This is a genomic window from Paenibacillus endophyticus (assembly GCF_014192395.1).
Classification (GTDB): domain Bacteria; phylum Bacillota; class Bacilli; order Paenibacillales; family Paenibacillaceae; genus Pristimantibacillus; species Pristimantibacillus endophyticus.
In genome coordinates, this window is sequence record NZ_JACHXW010000009.1 from 1 (window position 1) to 21881 (window position 21881).

Genomic DNA, 21881 nt, shown 5'->3' on the forward strand with positions numbered 1-21881 from the left:
CACGGGCAGGTACGTTCTATCCCCGGCTACCGCTATCTTACGACTACACAAAAATGAGGTCTACCAGAAAGATCTGGTGACCTCATAATACGAACGGGCAGGATACCTCCAATATGTGGTTGAATATATCTAGAGACGTTTTTAAATATTTGCTGAAATAGTATTAGAAAAATAAATAATGATGAGGTGTATATCACATGCAAGCCTTTGTAAGGAATGGAAACATTCTTGGAGACCTGTTTTTACCCGAACGCGATAGAGCCAATGGTGTAGGAATCGTTTGGTGTCCTGGCTTGCCGAATACACCAACAGCAGAGGATATGTCTATTCCACTTTCAAACGCGGGGTTTACAGTATTACAGGCGAGGTATCCTGGAAGCTGGCAAAGCTACGGCAAGTTCGGTCCTTCTTCTTCAATTGAGGGGGCAATACAGAGCTTAGAACTTCTTTCGAAGGGAAGTACTATAGATTTGTCGACTGAAGAAATAGTCGAATGGTCACTTAATCGTCTTGTATTAGTAGGGAATAGTTATGGCGGTGCAGTAGCTGCCTGCACTCTTGCTGTATCAGATTTAGCCGATTCTGCTGTCTTATTTTGTCCTTTGCTTGAACCAGCACAACAAAATGCAGAACTGACTGAACCTGAAAGTGACTTAACGACATTATTGTCCTATTTAAAGCGGTGCCAGGAAAATGTGTTTCGTGATATAGATGAAAATGAATGGAATGAGTTTTTAGTTGGCAATTCTCTATTAAATCCACCATCACATATTACGAAACTAGTTAACCGTAAATTGCTATTAATACACGGGAAAGAAGATGACACTATACGTTCTTATCATACTGAGCGATTCTATAACTCATTAATCGCCGAAAGCAATGATGTTAACGCACAGCTTTTGGTAGTTGATGGTGTGGGGCATGGGAAACAATTACGTGCTAAGACATGGGATTTTTGGGTTAATTGGATATTGAGCTAATTTACGAAGGTCACAAAAAAGACGTTAGCCGAAAGAAGTTCTTAGTTTAGGAGGAGTCTATATGATATTAGAAAAAGTTATAAATAGAATTGTAATACAAAGTGAATATAAGGATTTTGTTGATAAGTATATAGATAGTATACTTACCGAATTTAAAGGTAAGATTCATAGCATTTATATGTGTGGCTCGATTCCAAAAGGAACTGCTATACCTTTTAAGTCAGATGCAGACTTTACTATTGTATGTGTAAATCCCAAAGAAATTGATTACGAAAGATTGTCAAATATTAAAGACAGGCTTTTGGAAGAATATCCAGTAGTAACTAAGATTGATACGACAATTTGCTCGATTGACGATGTATTAAGTAAACCAAATGATTGGGGTTTTTGGGTAAAGATAATTAGTGTTTGCATATATGGTCATGACGTTGGTGAAAAAGTACCACCGATAATTATTTCTCCAGAGTTCATTTTAGACTTAAATACAGAGACCAAGAAGGAAGTAGGTCGTGTACATAGAGGTTTAATTTCTAATGCTAGTGATAACACATTGAAAACTAGACATATTAAAGGTTACTCTAAGAGATTAATTCGTGCATTATACTCTTTGATTTTAGAAGATACTGGTGTATGGCAAGATGACATTATTAAGATGAAGGATGCCATATTAAACTATTGTGAGATTGACTCCGCTTTAGTTAATTATCTGTATGCTTGTTACTTGGATAGTAATAATGTACTTGTTGAAGAGTTTCTGGGAATTGCTGATGAAGTATATAGGTATTTTGAGAACGCCTTAAATGCAATGGCTGCTTCCAGAACTTCCTTCGACTAACACCATATTGACGCTCTGACTATTGAGCTAACGTGAAACGATAGCACAATGTTTAAGGGCTGCCACGCAGGCGGCCCTTCGCTACGTTAACGGGCAGAGCTTAGACTCTTATGAAGAAAAGAGGTTTTTATAGTAATATATGTAATTATGAGTTGTGAAATAAATGGATTATTTGAAAATGGGGGATTCAAAATATGGAAGGTAAAATTCAACTAATGGAAACCTACGTAAATATCGACCTTGGAAACTCACCCTTTTTAAAATTAAATAAAGGGTTGCAAATTCCATACTCTTCAATCAAGGGAATAACAACAGGTAGACCGATACCAAATGCTTTTAAACTATATGGTGCTTTATTAGGAGAAATGAGAAGTGGGTTATTTAGATCAAATGGTGGTTATCAACTGCACTTTTTTGAAAATGAGCTTGAAACTCTTCATTTAGATTTGAATAGCTTTCAAGTTGGTAAGTTCAAAATATCAAAGTTGATCATTGGTGTTGAAAATCCTGAAGAAATAAGTAAAAATATTTCCGAAAGAGTGAAGTGATAATTTGTTGATGAACTGTTCTTTGAACTAACGTCGAACGCTAATTGAATCAATAAGTCTAAAACCTTCTATTAGAAGCAAACTAGTATTAATTGCTCTAATAGGAGGTTTTATTAATGATTTTAAGCGAACTATGGCGTCAATATGAGACGGATAAGCGAATCCAAGGGTTTAGTCCAAATACATTGAAAGCCTATTCCCTTCATCTTAAGATGCTGGTTACGGAACTAGAGGATTTAGATATCTCTGAAATAACTTTGGTTCTGCTTAAGGAATACCTAGCTAAGCAGTCCGAACGATTGAAGCAAAGCAGTCTAGGGCACCGCATTCGTTTTGTTCGTTCCCTCTTCCGCTTTGCATATGAAGAAACATTTCTACCCACCAACCCTTCACTCAAGCTACGAGAGCCCAAAATGGATAAGCGAATTCCTAAGTTTTTGATGGAGGAAGATGTAATTCATCTCAAGATATCCTGTCAGACATCTAGGGAAAAGGCACTACTCGAGTTTCTCTACAGCACAGGCTGCCGTATTGGTGAGGTCGAGAAGATAAACATTGAAGATCTAAATTGGGTAAAATGCTCAGCTATTGTAAATGGGAAAGGTTCAAAGCAGAGAGCAATTTACTTTACAACGGAGTGTAAAGTGTGGCTGAAGAAGTACTTGGCTAGCCGTGAGGATTCGTGTAAAGCGTTATTTGTAACGGATACGAATCCGGTTAAACGTATGGCCATTCCAACGCTCAGGTGGGCAATAAAACGTCATTTAGTCCTAATTTTATATCTCGTATCCGCTTTGGTGAGGAAGACGAGGTAGCTTTGTTCAATCCAATGTTACTGCTACTCGGCTCGGTTGTGAGTTGGATGGGGGGAGCTAAGAAATGTATTTTACCCGTAAGTTTTCGTTTTGGTTTTCGATGCTGAGTTTTGTAATTTGTGTACATGATATGTGGACATCTTATCATGCACCATTGACTCTATTTATGGGAGTTTCAATATTATATCCATTCAAACATTGGATGTTAGATTTTGATGGCTTAAACCATGCAGTACAGAGTGCAACTATTGATACGAAAATAAAAGCGTATATACTTCATGTTTTAACATTCTTTTTTGTAGGACTACTATTTGATAGAACAATAAAAGCTTTTAAGCGGAAGTGGTCATTACGCTAACTGGCAGTTTTGCGCAACATTGTGTCTTCAAAAAAATTCAGATTCCCACTTGAACCTTACGTTACGTAATGATTTATTATGAACGTAACAGCAGGATGATACGCGGGCCAACGGCCAAAAAAAACGAAAAAATAAATTCGAAATCGGAGGAGAAACGAACATGAGAAAACTCGTTCTATTTCTGCACGCATCGCTTGACGGTTTTGTTGAAGGGCCGAACGGTGGAATGGACATTGGCTGGGTTTCCTACGATGCTGATTTGGAGAAACACGCGAAAGAAATTCTGAGTACTGCCGACACTGTCATTTGGGGACGTGGGACTTATCAGATGATGCACAGTTACTGGCCATCTGTGCCTTCGAACCCGTCAGCTTCGCAGCATGAAAGGGATCATGCCGAGTGGATCGAAAAGACAGCCAAAATCGTTTTTTCCACGACGCTGGAGAAAGTCGAATGGAATAATTCCAGACTCGTGAAAGAAGATATCGAGGAAGAGATCAAGAACCTTAAACAGCAGCCGGGCAAGGATATGGTCATCCTCGGCAGTCCCAGGTTCGCACACTACCTTATGCAGCTTGATTTAGTAGATGAGTATAAAATTACGGTTTCTCCCGTCCTGATCGGAAGTGGGTTGCCGTTATTCCAAGGTCTCAAGGAGAAGATCAATCTTAAACTTATCAAAAACAAGACATTTGATTCTGGAGCCATAAGCCTCGTTTACCAGACGGTTAGATAACCCTTGTCTCCAATAGTAGATTACGCAAACGGGAAACGATAACGCAATAATCATCAGGAGAAGGCAGCCAGTATGATCGATTTGAAGTGGTTTGTTCGAGTACAGATGTTCCTCAATTCGAAGAGCCTTATATCGAAATCGGGTATAAGTCGGTTGGGGAAGCATTAAAAGAATGCGAATCGTTTAATCAAAGAGAACTGAAATTGCCGATTAAATTGCCGCCTATGGAATTTACTCATCATTTGGGTAGATGTGTAAACGACAAGGAAAATAATAACGATGAGTTTCAAATAGAATACCTACATAATGCTCAGAGCAGAAACCACTATAATATTGATGTAAGACCTATTGAACAGAAATTAGTCTTTGGGATGTTCAAGAGAGATAGAAAAACATACAAACTCAAAGATGGAAGTGAAGCACAGTACTTTACAACTAAAACCCCAAAGGCTAGGGGAGGCTTCAATATTTTAGTGTTTGAAAAAAACGGATGGCAGTACCGTCTGGCTGTAGATAGTCGGATAGGGAATCAAGTTACAGCGGATGTGCTCCTCGGAATTGCGGAGTCAGTAAAGTGAATTTGTAGGAAAGCGATAGCGAAGCCTTACTAAGCTAAGCCGAGGGAGGGTAACGATAGTCCAGCAATCCAGGAGCAGTATGCCGCCGCGGCAGCTGCTCCTGTTGTCGTTAAGCTAAATGGCAGATTAGTTTAATAAAGCTTTCGAGAGAGATATAATTAAATATAGAAATAAATCCATGTATCGGTGGGATATATGATGAGAGAGTTACTTTATCATTACTACGATGAATCAACAGGTCCATTCGTTAATTTATCTGACCTAGAAGTTGATGAAGCAGAACGAGTTCTCAGTAATATTCGACTTAATAAAAAGGGATTTGCAAGTAAAAGGTCTATGGATTGTCTGCAAATTCGTCGCAGTCTCGAATTAAAGGCAAGAGAAATATTTGTTTCGAAGGGAGGTAAACCCAGTCGAAGCCATCCCCATTATATGACTCTTGGGAAATGTCCTTGGCTTTTAGATTGGTATCCATTAGGTAAAGAACTTGAAATTCCAATTTATGAATTTGAAACGGACAACATAAGTTTTACTTACGGCGATTTATTTCCTACTATGAGATACCAAGATGGAAAGCCATATCGTAAACAGGTTTATACATTGAATGAGATAAGAAAAGTAATAAATGAATTTGGGTTACCTCAAGTGTGGAATTTCGACGGTAATAAAGGACCAGAACGATATATAGAAGTACAAATTTGGGATGATAAACCCTTATGTAATTGGAAAATTGCTAATCAATTGTTCAACTAACGTGAAACGTTAGTTGATTAATGAAGGATGCAGAATTTGAAAGCGCTGGGGAACCGCGTGACGTCTCGATCTGCTGCGCCACTTAAACAGCCGGGAACCGAATCTCATAGAAGCTGAGCAAGCATGAAGAAATCATTGAACTCAAGGAGATGAGAAAGTCCGAACGGGAAGCAAGGGAACACTTCTTTCGCTCATGCGCAGCTGGCATAGGAGCTCATCTGCAATCTACTAGCAATGAATAATAATTATATATAATAACACTAAGTAGTATTTGGTATTACTCCGCAATGAAGAAAATTATACGGGTGTTCAAATGGGATATCTGCAGCCTGCATGTAATCGCCAACCAGTTCAATTGGCTCCAACATTAGACTTTCCCGATGCTGCCTCCCATTTTCGGCTTACGAAGCAGCAAGGCCAGCGGCAGAGCAGACATAATAATGATAGCGGAGAATAAGAAAGCGTCGTTAATGCTTAGCGTATAAGCCGAGGGATAGACCGTATCGTTTTTCCCAAGCTGCTCTTGATGAATGGCTAGCCTTGCATAAAATAACGACGTAAACAAACCGAGCGCCATCGCGCTGAATATTTGCCTCAGCCAGTTGATGAGCGCTGAGGCGTGGCCGGAGTACTCCTTGGGAATGGCCATCATGCCGGCATTGGTCACAGGCGTCAATGCCAAGCCGGTTCCCGTATTGCGGATCGCGATAATAATCATAATAGCCAGCAGACTGGTGCTAACCTGCATCCTGCTGAACAAGAAAGTGGTAACGATTAGGATGGAGGTGCCGATAATGGCGAGCACAGCCGGTCCGAATTTATGATAATACCTGCCGGAGAAGAAGGTTGCGCAAGTTAAACAAGCGGCTCCCGGCAGAAATAACAGCCCGATATGAAAAGAGCTGAGCCCGTGAATTTCCGACAAATACAGCGGCACAAAATAAACGCCTGAGTAGAGCGCAACAGATAGGATTAGGGAAACAACCAAGCTGATCGTAAACGTACGGTTGCGGAATAAACGAAGCTGCAGCAATGGCGTCTTTGCTCGTAGCTGATGAATAACAAACCAAACCGCACTACCAACCCCGACGGTCAAGCACACCCAAAAAGCAGCGGATTGCCAGCCCCAGGCATATATATTCCCAAAAAGAAGCAGCAGCGACAGACTGCCCGAGGCTGCAAGCGCAAGTCCGAGACGATCCAGCTTGGTTTCCTTGTCAACGGAATTGGCAGGGAGAATTCGGCTGCCGATTACGAGCGCAAGAATGCCGACAGGCACCGTTACGAGAAAGATATAATGCCAGTCGTAGCCTTGCAGCCAGCCGCTGACCGATGGGGCAAGCGCCGTTCCGAGTATAGTAGAGAACGACCAGACACTAACTGCAAGGGGTTGCTTGTCGGCTGGAACGGTCCGGTAGATCAATGCCAGAGAGACCGGCTGAATCAGTCCGCAGAATACACCCTGCAAAATGCGGAAGGCGATAAGCGCGTAAATATTCCAAGAGAAGGCGCAGAGCACCGAGGTAACCGTAATGCCCGCCAGGCAAAATAAGAAACCCCGAAACGATCTCCCGCGTAGCCGCTGGCTGGCGCAATGACGCCGCAGGCGAGTGAAAATCCGGTGATAATCCACTGAACCTTTCCTAAATCCGTATGGAAAATGCCAATGAAGCCCGGCAGCGATACATTCAATGAAACGACATGGTACATGCCAACGAACGATCCGAAGAAGAGTGTCGCTAAAGCAGGCCAAAACGACGGTTTGGCAATAATCGGTTTACTAAGCTTTTCGGTTAGTCCTGCTGACAATCGCTCACCTCCTATTTTTCACATTCGGATGGGTTCTAGAATAAGTTATAACTATAAATCCAATATAACATATCGGAATAATTTATTATTATTGAAATATTGTATTAAGCGATAGAACGATTTGTGGCTGCACTCGCCTTGGAGACGAGGAAAAGCGGAGTAATCCTGCACTCAGATGGCGGCAGGCGCAAGCACAACGCAGGATTGCTTCATATAATGCAGGGTATAGACCCATTAAGGAAATGCGTCAAACAATCGCATATCGTGGGAGGGACTGCAAATGGCTAGGTTTCAACATATCCATGAGCTTATTGGCAATACGCCTCTGGTCGAGCTTCAAAGTTATGCGCTGCCGGATGGAGTAAGGCTGTATGCAAAGCTGGAATATAAAAACCCGGGAGGCAGTGTTAAAGACCGACTCGGCGTTGAGCTGCTGAATCATGCGTTTGCCAGCGGGCAACTGGTGCCTGGCGGTACGGTTATCGAGGCAACGGCAGGCAACACAGGGATCGGGCTTGCTTTGGCGGCAATTGGGCGAGGCGTTTCGATGTTGTTCGTTGTACCGGAGAAATTCAGCATTGAGAAGCAGCAGCTTATGAAGGCGCTTGGAGCGACCATTGTGAATACGCCGTCTGAGCTTGGGATCGTCGGCGCGGTGGAGAAGGCAGAGGAGCTGCTCAAGTCCATTCCGGGCTCTTATTCACCTAGGCAATTCTCCAATGCGGCTAATCCCGAAACGTATTACAAAACGTTAGGTCCCGAACTTTGGAATGAGCTAATTGGCGAAATCGATATATTTGTCGCTGGTGCGGGCACCGGCGGCACCTTTATGGGAACGGCGCGTTATTTGAAGGAGCGCAACCCGAATATAAAGACGGTGATTGTCGAGCCGGAAGGCTCCATTCTGGGCGGAGGCCCTGTTGGACCGCATCGGACGGAAGGAATCGGCGTAGAGAAGCTCGCGCCGTTCATGGACATCGCATATTTCGATGCTATCCATACAGTGACGGATGAGCAGGCTTTTGCAAGAGTGAAGGAGCTGGCGCAGCTAGAGGGGATGCTGGTTGGAAGCTCCTCGGGAGCGGCACTGCATGCGGCACTTCTTGAAGCGGCGACGGCAAAGCCGAACAGCCGAATCGTTACGGTTTTCCCAGACGGCAGCGAGCGGTATTTGAGCAAACAGATTTATGGCGGGGGGTGTTTAGGCTGAAGCGAAAAACAAAGCTTATCCATGGCGGTAGCCCGTTTGATCCTCAAACGGGAGCAGTAAGCGTTCCGATTTATCAAGTTAGCACGTATAAGCAGGACGAGATAGGCGTGCATAAAGGCTATGAATATTCACGTACGGGCAATCCGACGCGCCATGCACTCGAGCAGTATATTGCTGATTTGGAGGAGGGGGCAAGAGGGTTTGCGTTCAGCTCGGGAATGGCTGCGATCCATGCCGTATTTTCTTTGCTGAGCGCAGGCGATCATATCATTCTAACCGACGATGTATATGGGGGAACGTATCGCATCGTCACAAAAGTACTGAATCGGCTAGGGATCGACAATACCTTTGCGGATACGACAAGCTTGGATGAGGTTGCAAAAGCGCTGCAGCCCAATACGAAAGCGCTGTTCGTCGAAACGCCTACAAACCCGCTGCTTAAAGTGTCCGATGTTGCAGTGCTAGCCGCATGGTGTAAAGCCGAGGAGCTGCTCTTCGTTGTTGATAATACGTTCAGCACCCCCTATTGGCAGAACCCGCTGGCGCTAGGAGCGGATATTGTGCTGCATTCGGCAACGAAATACATCGGGGGACACAGCGACGTGGTGGCAGGCCTGGCTGTCGTGAAGAACGACAAGCTGGGCGAGGAGCTGCATTTTGTGCAAAACGCAACAGGCGGCGTGCTTGGCCCGCAGGACGCATGGCTCCTCATGCGAGGCTTGAAGACACTCGGCTTGCGGATGGAGGCTCATGAGGAAAATGCTCTTGCTATTGTCGAATATTTGTCGGGACTGGATACGATTGAAAGCATTCATTATCCGGGATTGCGAAGCCATCCGCAGCATGAGCTTGCTAAACGCCAGGCACGCGGCTTCGGGGGCATTGTCTCCTTTGATGTAGGCAGCGGCGAGAAGGCATCGGATATGATCCGAAGGCTGAAATACTTTACGCTAGCTGAAAGCCTGGGAGCTGTAGAGAGTCTCATATCCGTGCCGGCAAGAATGACGCATGCTTCCATCCCAAGGGAGAGGAGGGCATTGCTCGGCATCACTGATGGATTGGTCCGTATTTCCGTCGGTATTGAAGACCATGAGGATCTGATCGCGGATTTGGAGCAGGCTTTGGCGGAATAAGCGGTTTGAGCGGATTTGGTAATATTAAGATAGGCTGAGGCCATCAATCGTATTGCAACTTAAACCATCTTGGGTTCGTTAGGAGTGTACATGCAACAATACTTCTAACAACAAAGGATGGTAGACATATGAAACTCAAGAAGCTATTGAACAAAAATATAATGGTGGCCTCTTTAACGACAGCGGTGCTTCTTAGCGCTGTAGCGCCGGGAGCCGTTTCTTACGGAGCGGCAGGAGCTGCGAATACTCCGCTTCAATTCCAAATCGGCAGCAAAAAGGCAACGGACTATCGCGGGGAATACACGTTGGCTGTAGCTCCTTACATCTTGAATGGCGTAACGATGGTGCCAGTGCGAGCTTTGGCTGAAGGTCTTCAAGCTTCCATTCATTTGGATTCGGCGACCAAAAAAATCACTTTAGCGAAGGATGGCTTAACGGTTACGGTAACGCTGAATAGCGATGCGGTCATTGGCACTTATATTAAAAACGTGAAGCTGCCGGCTAAAGTAACCGCGGTGAAGGGCACAACCTTTGTTCCTGCCAAAAGCGTGGCACAGCTTCTTGGAGCCGCAACCCTTTGGAACGCAAAAGAGAAGAAGATCACACTGCAAGCGGGAGAAAGTGCGCAATTGTTTCAATTTAACTTTGATCAAGGGGAGGATGGCTGGAAAGGAGATTTCGCAGATCTGCCAGTAGACTACGATCCAGCGATCTACGAGCTGAAATACGCAAGAGAGCTGCTTCCTACCACTGCGAACAAGACAAACTTCGGATTGAAGCTGAACGGTATGAACCGCAGCGATGATTTGTTTATGTATGTGACGAAGAAGCTGGAAGGCTTAAAACCGAATACGACGTATGAGGCTTCATTATCGTTCAAGCTTTATACCGACCAATCAGGCGGTATGATGGGAGTGGGCGGCGCACCTGGTGAAGCGGTCAGCATCAAAGCCGGTTTTGTAAGCAAGGAGCCTGCCAAATCGCAAGTGAATGAAGGCGGCCACCTGTATTATAAAGTGAATGTCGACAAGGGCAATCAAAGCACGGAAGGCGCAGATATGAAGATCGTTGGAAACATGGTACAGCCAAACAGTGACCTGACGGGCTTTCAACCGGTTGCGATGGAATATTCGGCAGTGCTCAAAACCAATGAAAAAGGCGAGCTATACGTTATTATAGGAAGCGATTCCGGCTATGAGGGACTAACGACCTTATATCTGGATAACATGAACGTGAAGCTTCTGCCTAAACAATAAATTCGAAGCAGAGAGCTGCCAGCTTAAAAGCAGTGAAAAGCACTACGCACATGAGAGGCTGTACTTCGAGGTTATCGACCTTGAAGTACAGTCTTATTTATTTTTTTGATAATATAAACGGTTTTTAATAAAAATGGGAAGGATTGTGAGCCTTACAGCTAGAATAAAGGATATTGTCCAACAATATGGAAACAAGCCATCCCTGAAAGGTTAATTGGTACAACAACATGATAAAAAACGATATGATCACAGAAGCACATAAACAATGTCGGTTGCGAGGCCTGAATCCGGATGAGCTCCCTATATATACTGAATGGCTTTCAAGCGAGGCGCTGGCAAGCCAGCAAAACCACTACAAAGACATTATTGAAGTCATAAGCGTATTTGTAGATAAATTTCTGTCCTCTGTTGCGGATGATCCTTTCTTCGCTGCGATTACCGATCATCAAGGACATATTCTTGAGTTTAGGGGCAACCCCGCAATCATAAGCACAGCCCGCGAATTGGGAATTACCGAAGGCGTGCGCTTCTGCGAGGAGCTGGGGCCAAACGCGATCGATATGGCTCTGCGCATCAATAGTCCGGTTGAGCTTAAGGGAGAGGATCATTATCATCGTGTTCTGCACCAGCTTGCTTGCTATACGGCCCCTTTTCATTTGGAAAGTGATGGCCAGCTGCTGGGAACGCTCTCGATTATGACAGACACCCGATCCGCGCATCCGCATTTGCTAGCCTTATTATGCACCATTGTTGATTCTATCGAGCGTGAGCTGTTGCTCCGCAAGCATAATACGCAGCTGCATATTCTGAATCAAGTGCTGCTGGAAACGAACTACTACGGTGTCATTATTACGGATGCGTTGGGCACAATATTAGAAATTAACGATTACAGTGCCGTCATATTAAATAATGCGAGTAATGAAAAGCGTAACTGCATCGGTGAGAAGGTCTTTGATTTGAGGATCATTGGACCTTATTTTGAAAGATTTATCCTGCATGGCGAGACCTGCGTCGGCATCGAGGTATCGGTCAAGATTGAGGATGAGCACCATTTCTATATGCTCGATGTGGTGCCGATCTATGACAAAGAGAATATGCTGATACGAGTGGTCGGAAGCTTGCGGGATATTACCGAGATGAAGGTGGCCGAAGAGCTGCTGCGAAACACCGAGAAGCTTGGGTTCGCAGGCCAGCTTGCCGTAAGCATCGCGCATGAAATTCGCAATCCGATGACAACGGTAAAGGGAATGCTGCAGCTATCGAGCAAAACAACGAATCCCCACTATTACAATGTGATGATGTCCGAACTGGATCGCATGAACGCGATCGTAGGCGAGTTTTTAATTTTGGGGAGGCCGCAGGCGCTCCAATATAAAGAAGAGCAGTGTGCCGATATTTTGCAGGAGGTTTTATCCGTATTTGAAATGCAATTCGAGATGAATGGCATTATTATTCGGACCGAATATAAAGAAATGGCGATCATTCGCTGCGACCGGGATCAGGTCAAGCAGGTGTTTTTGAACATTTTGAAAAACGCTATGGAAGCTTTGCCTTTCGGAGGAGAGGTAAGCATTCAATTGGATATGGTTGATTCTTATCAAAGAATCTTGTTCAAGGATAACGGCGTAGGCATGACGGATGAGGTCAAGCGCCGCATTGGACAGCCTTTCCATACGACCCGCCGCGACGGGAACGGACTTGGCATGATGATTGTAGACAAAATCATTTCCTCGCATGATGGTCGGCTGGTCGTTTCCAGCGAACTTGGGACAGGCACCACCGTTGAGATTTGGCTGCCCAAAACGAATGAATGATTCTCTTGTTATTAGCCGAATGAAAGACAGGGATTGCTCCTGTACTTCGCTTGGCTTTTTCTTTTCTTGTGTATTTGAAGTGCGATGGTTTATAAAGACGGAAACGTCGGACGAGCTTGGCTTTGCTTTTAAAAAGGGATTAGAGAAATGGAGACTTGATTACTGTGAATAATAACATTGATTCTTTGGACAAGCTTGTCTCGCTCATTCCTATTATCAAATCAGCGATACCGGCTGATTTATCAATAGCGATATGCGATTTGGAACGATTTGTTGCGTATTTCCCCGGAGATACCATTAACTTAAATATTAAAGAAGGACAGCCTTTACATAAGGAGGAGCCACTTTTCTTAGCCTTGCGGGACAACCGGGCGCTCAGATCGGATGTGCCTGCGAGCTTCTATGGTTACGAGTTCACGGGAACGGCAACGCCTCTTCATGATGAGGCTGGCCATGTCATAGGCGGAATAGCTGTTCAAATTCGGAGGCAAAGTGAACTAAAAGCCATCGCAGAGCAGATTGCAGCCTCCCTATCGCAAGCTAATGAGCAAATCAGCAGCATCTCTAATGGCTCGCAATCGCTTGCGGGGTTCTCTCAGCAGCTGCTTGTTCAATCTCACCAGGCTGGCAAGGATGTAGAAAATTCAACAGAGGTTTTATCCATTATTAAAAGAGTGGCTGACCAGACGAATCTACTCGGGCTGAACGCCGCTATAGAAGCAGCGCATGCAGGGGAGAAAGGAAGAGGCTTCGAGGTCGTTGCCAAAGAAATTCGGAGATTCTCAAAGGAAACCGTAGCATCGACTCAAGACATAAATGAAACGATGCTGCAAATCAAGGACGTTACGAACCAAATGGCTATTTCCATAGAAAAAATAGCGGCGATTGGCCAAGAACAGGCAGATTCGGTTCAGCATACCTCAACCTTTATCGAAGAAATAAAAACAATGTCCGAAAAGCTTACCGAGTTCGCGAATAAATTATAACAAAAATACGCGTAACGATAACGAGCCGCAAGGACCGGTTAACCGGTCCTTGCGGCTTGTTGTCGATCATTTTGCTTCTACAACGATGGTATCCAATAATTGCCCGCGTACATAAGGCAGCAATCGCCAAACACCCTTCTCCGGCAATTTCATAGACGTAACGGTGTTTCGGTCAGCTCCGTTCAACTTGCCGCTCAAGGCGTTCGATGAGAGCAGCGGATTGGTGGAGAATACGTCGATGATACGATCAGAGCCTTCTTTCACGGCTTTGACGTCGAATGGACCGTTTAATTGCTCGTCGCTTCCCCAAAAATGCCACATATACTTTTGCGATTTTCCTGCCAGAAATCCGGCATCTATGAAGCCGATCTGATTGCTAACGCCACGCATTAAATAGGAACCGGATCGGAACTCGGGGCTGATTTCCCACGAAGGGTCGAGCAAGGAAAGCACCACATTGCCATACTTTTGATCATCTAGCAGTATCTCCAGTGTCCAAATCCCTCCGAGCGGCAGCGCAAAACGCGCGGTCAAACGCTCAAGACTCTCATAGCCGCTGCTTGGTCCCGCAATCTTACCCAATGAAATGGTTTCCCGCTGACCCGATCTCATATGCTGCGCTTGAATCGTCATAGATTTCCCCATATAGGCATCTATTGGCTCTTCGAAGTGAAAGATATATCCTGCCATTACCCCTGCCCTGACATCAGGCTGCGGATAAACGGTGAACAATAAACAATCCTGTTTATAATAGGCTGTTCGTTCCATATTTGCCGCATTTGGCTCATTGCCCATAGAAGAAGAACGGAAAGGAAAATGCCAATTCAGGTGCTGGGACACACCGACCAGAAGCAATACGAATGCGAACGGCACAATAATGACTGCTATACGGGGGAGCCTGAACGTACGACGGGTAGCTTTGGCGCGATTGAGCACCTGCTGCTTCAGCTCCGCTGAGAAATGGCTGCTGCGGAAAGGCGAGTTGTCCATTTGCTTTGCCCAGGTCGGCCTTTCTTCACTCATAACCTAACGCCTCCTCATCATTATTGGTTAGTAGCTTGCTCATTAATTTCTTTGCCCGATGCGCTCTTGATTTAACGGTACCTTCCGAAATACGGATTAATTGTGCTATTTCTTTCACTTTAAGGCCATAATGGTAGTCTAGCACCAATACTTCCCTATATTTGCGTGGCAGCCGCATAACCGTATCCCATAGGTCACGGTTATCCAGACGGTCAAATACGATCTGTTCTGCCGCTGGCGAGACGCCTCTAATCAATCGATCGGTAAGGGTTACTTTGCGGATAAAGGCACTTTGCAAATAATGCAGCGCTTTATTCCGCGTAATGGTAAGCAGCCAGCTTTTTATCGTACACTCGCCGCGAAAGCCATACAACCCGTTGAATGCCGCCAAGAATACTTCTTGCGAGATATCGTCTGCGGCTTCGGATTTATGGGTTAGAAAGAAGGCGAAGCTCCATACGTCTTGGCCGAACGCTTCCATTAAATCACGCAATACGGCAGCCCTGTCATAGCCTGGCGCCAAATATTTCAAATAATCCATTCCGTCCTCCAATGCGTTCACCTCTGTCCATTAGACCGCATTGTAGGTAAAAGGTTCCCGTTTCAGCACATTATTTTTTTAACGAAAGAATTTGAGCATCCACCTTTGCGATGATTTCCATCGTTTGTTGCTCATACGAATAGGTTTTTTGCTTTTGTTCATTGATTTGTTTGATATAGGCTAGCATTCGGGCAAGGGAATTTGACGTACCCGCTGCATCGCCTTTTTTGACAGCCTGATTCAGAAGGGATATCTCGGTGGAAAATTGTTTTTTAACGGTGCTGATGGTGCTCTTTGCCGCTTTTATTTTCACTTTAAGGGGATCGATGCCGCTAAGCTGATTCCGCAGCTTTTTTATCGTGCCGGCAGTGTTCGACTTGGCTGATTTAAGCGCGGCCTCCTTGCTGCGGATATCCAGCTTAGCGAGCTGCACGGCCGCTTTGGTCGTTTCAACCTGCGGCTTCAATATGCTTACGGAAAGCTTGTCTTTGAAAGACTTCGCAATATTGAGCTGCTGATTCAATGAATCATAAAGCTGGAACAAAGGTACATATTTCTTCTTTGCCTGCTCGATGGCGGATTCAAGCTTCAACAGCTTGTCCGCGTCGATTTCCTTGATGACTTTACGCGTTGCGAGCATGGCTTCCTCGTTCTGATAGTGCAGCTTATCGATGCGGGTATCCCAGTCGATAAGCAGCTTCTGCGTTCTTTGCAGCTCCGAGTATTGAGCGGACAGCTTGGCCGCGGTCGACTTATCCGCTGCTCCCCTCATTTTGTCGAATGCGGTCTTGGCGGTGACGCTGAACTCGAAAGACGCGGCGGAAATGGCGCTTGGACTTGCGAACAGGAGCATGACAGCAAGCCAGAATACGGAAAGCCTTGGAACGGTTCTCATGAATAATGAAGCCTCCTTTGATTGTGGCGAACAATGCAAAAAAAGCACCTGCAAGATAGGCGTAAAACGCCATCTCTTACGGGTGCTTCCATCGTAAGCCGTTCTTATTGTGATGCTTCCATTAATATACAGGAAGCCTCCAATCGCAGTCAAGCACCGAATGGCCTATTAAACAGCGGTATTTCCGATCACGGATGCACATTTTTAATCAATGAGACCGTAATGATTTCTTTTCGGAGCCTGATTCTTTATACTAATAGAAAAGGACAGGCGGCAGACGTCTGCAGCAAGGGATAGGAGAGAAATAATAATGGCTTATAAAATTGTGTTTTTTGACATCGACGGCACGTTAATCAATGAACAGAAGGAAATACCGGCAGATACCATTAAAGCGATTGCGGAGCTGAAGGAAAGCGGGGTAGAGCCGGTTATTGCGACCGGACGTGCGCCTTATTTCATTAAACCGCTTGCGGAGCAGCTTGGCATTGAGTCCTTCGTTTGCTTGAATGGCGGCTATGTCGTCTACAAAGGCGTGCCTCTCTACAAACGCGAAATCGAGAAACACCGGTTGGAGGCGCTCGTTAAGGTTGCAGCCGAGCATAATCACGGACTTGTTTTCGAGGGCGAGCATAACTTCTTCGCCGATAAAGAGGATCATCCTTTTATTATCGATTCGGTTAATTCCTTGAAGGTTGATCTTCCAGGCTACAACCCGGAATTCTGGAAAACAGACGGCATTTACCAAGTGTTCCTTCACTGCGAGAGTCATGAGGAGCATCTCTATGACGGCTTGCATTCGGAGCTGAAGCTGATTCGCTGGCATCCGCAGGCCATTGATGTGCTTCCGGCTGGCGGATCGAAAGCGCAGGGCATTGAAGCGCTGCTGGACAAGCTCGGCTTAACGGCGGCCGATGCGGTTGCTTTTGGCGACGGTCTTAATGATAAAGAGATGCTCGAGACGGTGGGCTTCGGCGTTGCCATGGGCAACTCTCACCCTGAGCTGCTGCCTTATGCGGATTACGTGACGACGCATGTCGATGAGCAGGGCATTCGCAACGGCTTGGTGAAAGCAGGCCTTTTAGAGCGTTAAGCTGTGATTTGGTTTGTGTGTATTTGTGCAAAAATAAAAAGTGGAAAGAAGCTGATATCGCATGCTGCGGTATCGGCTTTTTTCAAAAACCGGCTGGCTAATGAACGCTCTTTGGCCATGAATAGCTGGAACATGGATGGCGGTTGAGTCGTAGAAACATACGAATGATTCGATCATGAGAGGCGGTCAGCAACAGATGGAGAACCGGGATTTTGTGCTGCGGGCAGCGATAAAGGAAGCTGGATATGAAGAAGATAAGCCGACCATCCGCCAGATTGTGCTTGAGGTTGCGCCGGGAGAGCTGGTTGGACTCATCGGGCCAAACGGAGCGGGCAAGAGTACGACAATCAAAACGATACTTGGCTTAATGACTCATGTGAATGGGGAGATCATGCTCGGAGGTAAGAACAAACGGTATGCTTATGTGCCGGAGCAGCCGATCTTTTATGAATACATGACTTTGTGGGAGCATCTGCATTTGGCTGCATCGGCATTTGGGATCGAGGAGCGGCAATTTGCCGCCAAAGCAGAGGAGCTTCTGGAGCGTTTTAGATTGACGGAGGAAAAGCATCATTATCCATCGCATTTCTCCAAGGGCATGCAGCAAAAGCTCATGCTGATTATCGCCTTTCTGCTTGAGCCGGATGTATATATCGTGGACGAGCCTTTTGTCGGACTGGATCCGCGTGCAACGACAGATTTCCTAAAGCTTCTTGAGGGTGAACGGGAGCGTGGAGCGGGTGTTCTTATGTCCACGCATGTTCTGGATACCGCTGAGCGTATCTGCACCGGTTTTGTGCTGATAAACAATGGTTCGGTCGTGGCGCGGGGCTCTTTGGATGATGTGAGAAACGATGCGGGCTGTGCGAAGGAAGCGACGTTATTCGAGTGCTTTCACGCATTGACATAGGGGGAGGAATGGCATGATAACACCTCGCCAATTATTTTGGATAAGGCTGAAACGCAACCAGAGAGACCAGCTTCGCGCTTGGAACAGCGTACTCGATTGGACAGTATGGCTCTACTTGCTTCTGCCCGGCCTATTTATTGGGGGCGGTCTATATCGTGAAGTATTAATGGACATGCCGGAGTGGGCGATGAAGCTGCCGTGGTCGACGTTATATCCGATTGTATTGTTAGTTGTTCTGTTCATGGGGCAGATCCGCATTTTCGTCGAGGAGGCGGACCGCTTATTTCTGCTGCAGCGGCCTGAGTGGCTGCAAAGCATTAAGCGCTATGGAATCGGTTTTACGCTGATTAAAAAATTAATAGTGGTGGCCCTTCCGTATTTGCTGCTGCTGCCTTTTCTAAGGCATGCAGAGTCGATGTCTTGGTTACAGGTGGTGCTTGCCTATGGCTTCACGATCGTAATGGGTATGGTGCTTGCTCTTAGCATTCAGCTGGCGAACGGCAAACTGAAGGGGCGACGCAAGTGGGCATTTGAAATATTCGGTTTTCTTTTCTTTGGCGCGCTATATTTGACGCCCATGATGAGATGGGAGCAGAACGATAGCCTCTTAGGTCTCTCTCTTGCAGCAGCAGCGATTTTGATGCTTGTGCTCCTATGGGCCGGATTGAGAACGCCTATACAGTTCGAAGCAGAGGTGAAAACGGAGAATGCGGCGCGTCTTCGAAGCACGGAGCTGCTCATGAGCCAGGTAATTGAGTCAAAGCCAGTTGTCCGCCTGAAACGGCCTTATCTGTTTCGCGCCTCGCAGCGACTATTCCACAAGTCGAACGCATCAACGATGCTGGCAGAGCTGAGGATCAAAGCCTTCCTGCGCGGCATGACGCATATTCGCGTATGGCTTGGTTTTATGTCGGCTGCAACCTATGCCGTATCGCTTGTTCCCGGCCCGATTGCTTTGTTTCTCGTCGCGGCTTTAACGGCAATCGGCATGTCTTGGCTGCACATGCAATGGAGGCAATGGTTTGCAGAACCCTTTATTGCGCAGTTTCCGTGGTCGAAGACAGACGCTCGTAAGGCCGCCATACTATCCCGGTTTTGGCTGCTGCTGCCGCTGATGCTCGTCTGGTCGGCTATTGCCGGATATAAGCTTGCAGGAATCATCGGCATTCTTGCAGCCGTATTGCTATGCGCAGCCCTATGGTCGACCATTAGCCTATATGACCATAACAAGGCAAAAATGAATTCCGGTGCATAGCTTACCCTGCAAAAGCGTGCACAAATAGTCGGACTCCCCTGCATGCATTCAGCTATCTTTAGGAAGAGAGGAGGTTATACTCGTGGATTTGCTACATCAAATAAACGATGCGCTGAACTACATGGAGGAGCGTTTAACGGATGAGATTGATTTCAAGGAAGCGGCTAGGCATGCGCTTTGCTCCGAATATCATTTCAAGCGCATGTTCTCGTTTCTTGCAGGAGTTTCGCCCTCGGAATATGTGCGCCGCAGACGCCTAACGCTAGCGGCCTTTGATCTCATTCAAAGCAAAGAAAAAGTTATCGATGTTGCCGTTAAATACGGCTACGGCTCGCCTGATTCCTTCGCACGGGCTTTCCAAGCTATGCATGGTGCAGCGCCATCGGAAGCGAGAAGCGACAGCTATTTATTGAAAGCCTATCCGCGGATAACCTTTCATTTATCCATTAAAGGAGGCATTCCATTGAACTATCGGATTGTAGAGAAAGAGGCATTCCGCATTGTCGGTTTAAAGAAGCGTGTTGCCATTGTTTTTGAAGGCGTGAATCCTGAGATTGCCGCCATGTGGCAAAGCTTAGACGCAGAGACAATCGGGGTGTGGAAGAACCTGTCTAATGTTGAGCCGCAGGGACTCATTAGCGCTTCCATCCATTTCTCTGAGGGACGCATGGAGGAGAAGGGTGAGCTGGATCATTATATCGGTGCCGCGACGACTGCGCCCGCGACGGAGGCTGGGACGTTCGCGGTGCTTGAGGTTCCTGCAACAACCTGGGCCGTATTCGAAGCGGTTGGTCCGTTTCCGGAGACGCTGCAGAACGTATGGGGGCGGATTTATTCGGAATGGTTCATGAATGCAAGCTATGAGCAAGCGGAGGGACCGGAAATATTGTGGAATGAGAGCAAGGATACTTCTTCACCCGCCTATAGAAGCGAAATATGGATTCCTGTCGCCAAAAAACAGTAATCCGGAAGTGGCAGTGCAGGACGACTATTTACGTCATGCGCTGCCGCTACTTCTGTTATACGGGAGCTGAAATGCTTCTAGGGCGATCGACTATCCCGTTATCACTAATCCCATTATCAAATCGCTTGCGGAACTCTCCTTGGATTCATAGTTTGCTCGTTGGGGTAAGAAGAAGTAGACCCGCAGCTTGACCGGAAGAGGGTTCATGACTATTCCCAGGAGGTGCAAGCAGGCATGAGTTCGGATAAGGATATGTATGGAGCGGTAGAAGAGGAAATACGGGCACAAAAACAAGGAAACAGCTATGTATTAACCACGAAGAAGGGTACGATCGGTGAAATTACGTTCACGATGGTTGATGTGGACACTTGGGTAATCGATCATACGCATGTGGATGGTGAATACCGCGGCAGAGATTTAGGGAAGCAGCTTCTTGATTTCGTAGTCGAGGAGGCTAGGGAGAAGGGGCGTAAAATCGTACCCTCTTGCTCTTATGCGCTTGCGCAGTTCAAAAGACATCCTTCTTACGCAGATGTGTGGGAGAGAACAAATACGGAGTACTCGGATCCGTATAGCTCAAGCAGTGCAGGTAGTGCTGGCGGAAATATACGGAAATAATACCTGCTCACGCAAAGAAGAGCGCCGTGGACGAATCGTCTGCGGCGCTCTTCTTTGTGCAAATTCGAAGTTATTTAGTTGCAGTTGCACGGGCTTGTTCATTCAGCTTCAACAAATCAGTGAACTTAATGATTTTCGAACCGCTGCTGCCCTTGTTAATGGCGGGTGATATTGGAACCATGGGATAGGCCTCCTTTACTAGATTGATAGATTTTACAGTAACATATGGAATAAAGTGGAGTCAATTGTCATTTCTTGTCCGGTTTAAAAAACGAAGCAGCAAAGAAAAGTCAGTTGAATAGATGTTTTCTGTCCCGTGGCTGCCTTCTGTTTGTCCGATAACATCGGCGAATTTGTAATATAGCTTATTTAAATAGGCATCGCTCTCGAGAGCGTGGAATTCAAATTTTTTGACGTTAGGGTTATCCACCTCAATCTCATTCGCCAATAGCCGAAAACCGCGAAGAAATAATCCGCCGCCGCGATAGGAACGATTCATAATCGCGGAATCGATAAGAACAATTTCACCTTGAGGGTTATGATCGTAATTGTGGTCGACATATTTGAAAAATGCCCAGCCAACGGTTTCGTTCTGATCTCCCTTAATGAGCATGATCCTTGAGTGTTCCATGGATTCAAGTGCATGCAACAGCGTATCTGATAACGAGAAGCCGTTGTTGAACTCAGAGCGGTTCTTGATAAAGTAACGGACAAATTCCGCCCGGTCTGCATCCGTCTGACATATGTATAATTGCGCAGACATGGTCCATTCCA

General features: G+C 46.0%; 23 protein-coding genes. 17 read left to right on the top strand and 6 right to left on the bottom strand.

What is annotated here, in order from left to right:
- Window positions 1–197: 197 nt before the first annotated feature.
- The 7 genes from FHS16_RS15835 (at window position 198) to FHS16_RS15865 (ending at window position 5603) form a co-directional block, all read left to right on the top strand.
- Window positions 198–980 (top strand): alpha/beta hydrolase family protein, encoded by a 783-nt coding sequence (locus FHS16_RS15835; protein ID WP_183564267.1) that lies wholly within the window; start codon window positions 198–200, stop codon window positions 978–980.
- Window positions 981–1041: 61 nt separating this feature from the next.
- Entirely contained in the window at window positions 1042–1815 is a 774-nt protein-coding gene (locus FHS16_RS15840; protein WP_183564270.1) for a nucleotidyltransferase, read from the top strand.
- A 194-nt stretch (window positions 1816–2009) separates the two neighbouring features.
- Window positions 2010–2363 carry a hypothetical protein gene (locus tag FHS16_RS15845; RefSeq protein WP_183564273.1) on the top strand — a complete coding sequence of 118 codons (354 nt, stop codon included), beginning with the start codon at window positions 2010–2012 and terminating at the stop codon, window positions 2361–2363.
- Window positions 2364–2479: 116 nt separating this feature from the next.
- The gene (locus FHS16_RS15850; RefSeq protein WP_183564276.1) at window positions 2480–3178 is read left to right on the top strand and encodes a tyrosine-type recombinase/integrase; all 699 of its coding nucleotides are present in this window, start codon (window positions 2480–2482) and stop codon (window positions 3176–3178) included.
- Between the two features lie 518 nt (window positions 3179–3696).
- Window positions 3697–4272 carry a dihydrofolate reductase family protein gene (locus FHS16_RS15855; RefSeq protein ID WP_183564280.1) on the top strand — a complete coding sequence of 192 codons (576 nt, stop codon included), beginning with the start codon at window positions 3697–3699 and terminating at the stop codon, window positions 4270–4272.
- A gap of 203 nt (window positions 4273–4475) precedes the next feature.
- Complete coding sequence (locus tag FHS16_RS15860) at window positions 4476–4850, top strand: hypothetical protein (protein WP_183564283.1); 375 nt, start codon at window positions 4476–4478, stop codon at window positions 4848–4850.
- A 195-nt stretch (window positions 4851–5045) separates the two neighbouring features.
- Window positions 5046–5603: a hypothetical protein gene (locus tag FHS16_RS15865; RefSeq protein ID WP_312890933.1), complete on the top strand. Its 558-nt coding sequence runs from the start codon at window positions 5046–5048 to the stop codon at window positions 5601–5603.
- Between the two features lie 367 nt (window positions 5604–5970).
- Here FHS16_RS15865 and FHS16_RS15870 read toward each other — a convergent pair whose 3' ends face one another.
- Window positions 5971–7122, bottom strand: a complete 1152-nt coding sequence (locus FHS16_RS15870; RefSeq protein WP_312890947.1) for a DHA2 family efflux MFS transporter permease subunit — start codon at window positions 7120–7122, stop codon at window positions 5971–5973.
- Window positions 7047–7412 carry a hypothetical protein gene (locus FHS16_RS31770; RefSeq protein ID WP_246431802.1) on the bottom strand — a complete coding sequence of 122 codons (366 nt, stop codon included), beginning with the start codon at window positions 7410–7412 and terminating at the stop codon, window positions 7047–7049. Before FHS16_RS31770 ends, FHS16_RS15870 begins: the two co-directional genes overlap by 76 nt.
- Before the next feature lie 280 nt (window positions 7413–7692).
- Between FHS16_RS31770 and FHS16_RS15875 the strand changes: the two genes are divergently transcribed.
- The 5 genes from FHS16_RS15875 to FHS16_RS15895 all read left to right on the top strand — a co-directional run bounded on the left by FHS16_RS15875 (window position 7693) and on the right by FHS16_RS15895 (window position 13811).
- Entirely contained in the window at window positions 7693–8622 is a 930-nt protein-coding gene (locus FHS16_RS15875; protein WP_183564286.1) for a PLP-dependent cysteine synthase family protein, read from the top strand.
- Complete coding sequence (locus FHS16_RS15880; protein WP_183564832.1) at window positions 8619–9755, top strand: bifunctional cystathionine gamma-lyase/homocysteine desulfhydrase; 1137 nt, start codon at window positions 8619–8621, stop codon at window positions 9753–9755. The genes FHS16_RS15875 and FHS16_RS15880 overlap by 4 nt, the downstream gene beginning before the upstream one ends.
- A gap of 128 nt (window positions 9756–9883) precedes the next feature.
- Entirely contained in the window at window positions 9884–11011 is a 1128-nt protein-coding gene (locus tag FHS16_RS15885) for a copper amine oxidase N-terminal domain-containing protein (RefSeq protein WP_183564289.1), read from the top strand.
- Window positions 11012–11238: 227 nt separating this feature from the next.
- Window positions 11239–12825, top strand: a complete 1587-nt coding sequence (locus tag FHS16_RS15890) for an ATP-binding protein (RefSeq protein ID WP_183564292.1) — start codon at window positions 11239–11241, stop codon at window positions 12823–12825.
- A gap of 164 nt (window positions 12826–12989) precedes the next feature.
- Window positions 12990–13811, top strand: coding sequence for a methyl-accepting chemotaxis protein (locus tag FHS16_RS15895; protein WP_183564295.1), 822 nt, complete (start codon window positions 12990–12992; stop codon window positions 13809–13811).
- Window positions 13812–13877: 66 nt separating this feature from the next.
- Here FHS16_RS15895 and FHS16_RS15900 read toward each other — a convergent pair whose 3' ends face one another.
- The 3 genes from FHS16_RS15900 to FHS16_RS15910 all read right to left on the bottom strand — a co-directional run bounded on the left by FHS16_RS15900 (window position 13878) and on the right by FHS16_RS15910 (window position 16270).
- Window positions 13878–14834 carry a DUF4871 domain-containing protein gene (locus FHS16_RS15900; RefSeq protein ID WP_183564298.1) on the bottom strand — a complete coding sequence of 319 codons (957 nt, stop codon included), beginning with the start codon at window positions 14832–14834 and terminating at the stop codon, window positions 13878–13880.
- The gene (locus FHS16_RS15905; protein ID WP_183564301.1) at window positions 14827–15375 is read right to left on the bottom strand and encodes an RNA polymerase sigma factor; all 549 of its coding nucleotides are present in this window, start codon (window positions 15373–15375) and stop codon (window positions 14827–14829) included. Before FHS16_RS15905 ends, FHS16_RS15900 begins: the two co-directional genes overlap by 8 nt.
- Window positions 15376–15445: 70 nt before the next feature.
- Window positions 15446–16270 carry a hypothetical protein gene (locus tag FHS16_RS15910; protein WP_183564303.1) on the bottom strand — a complete coding sequence of 275 codons (825 nt, stop codon included), beginning with the start codon at window positions 16268–16270 and terminating at the stop codon, window positions 15446–15448.
- A 310-nt stretch (window positions 16271–16580) separates the two neighbouring features.
- Here FHS16_RS15910 and FHS16_RS15915 point away from each other — a divergent pair, with 310 nt between their 5' ends.
- The 5 genes from FHS16_RS15915 to FHS16_RS15935 all read left to right on the top strand — a co-directional run bounded on the left by FHS16_RS15915 (window position 16581) and on the right by FHS16_RS15935 (window position 21107).
- Window positions 16581–17360, top strand: coding sequence for a Cof-type HAD-IIB family hydrolase (locus FHS16_RS15915; RefSeq protein ID WP_183564306.1), 780 nt, complete (start codon window positions 16581–16583; stop codon window positions 17358–17360).
- 196 nt (window positions 17361–17556) lie between these two features.
- On the top strand, window positions 17557–18270 hold the full coding sequence (locus tag FHS16_RS15920; RefSeq protein ID WP_246431778.1) for an ABC transporter ATP-binding protein: 714 nt from the start codon (window positions 17557–17559) through the stop codon (window positions 18268–18270).
- A gap of 13 nt (window positions 18271–18283) precedes the next feature.
- Window positions 18284–19525 carry an ABC transporter permease gene (locus FHS16_RS15925; protein ID WP_183564312.1) on the top strand — a complete coding sequence of 414 codons (1242 nt, stop codon included), beginning with the start codon at window positions 18284–18286 and terminating at the stop codon, window positions 19523–19525.
- 82 nt (window positions 19526–19607) lie between these two features.
- A complete protein-coding gene (locus tag FHS16_RS15930; RefSeq protein WP_183564315.1) occupies window positions 19608–20489 on the top strand; it encodes an AraC family transcriptional regulator in 882 nt (293 codons plus the stop codon).
- A 234-nt stretch (window positions 20490–20723) separates the two neighbouring features.
- Window positions 20724–21107, top strand: coding sequence for a GNAT family N-acetyltransferase (locus FHS16_RS15935; RefSeq protein WP_246431779.1), 384 nt, complete (start codon window positions 20724–20726; stop codon window positions 21105–21107).
- Between the two features lie 241 nt (window positions 21108–21348).
- Here FHS16_RS15935 and FHS16_RS15940 read toward each other — a convergent pair whose 3' ends face one another.
- Window positions 21349–21870 carry a GNAT family N-acetyltransferase gene (locus FHS16_RS15940; RefSeq protein WP_183564318.1) on the bottom strand — a complete coding sequence of 174 codons (522 nt, stop codon included), beginning with the start codon at window positions 21868–21870 and terminating at the stop codon, window positions 21349–21351.
- Window positions 21871–21881 lie beyond the last annotated feature (11 nt).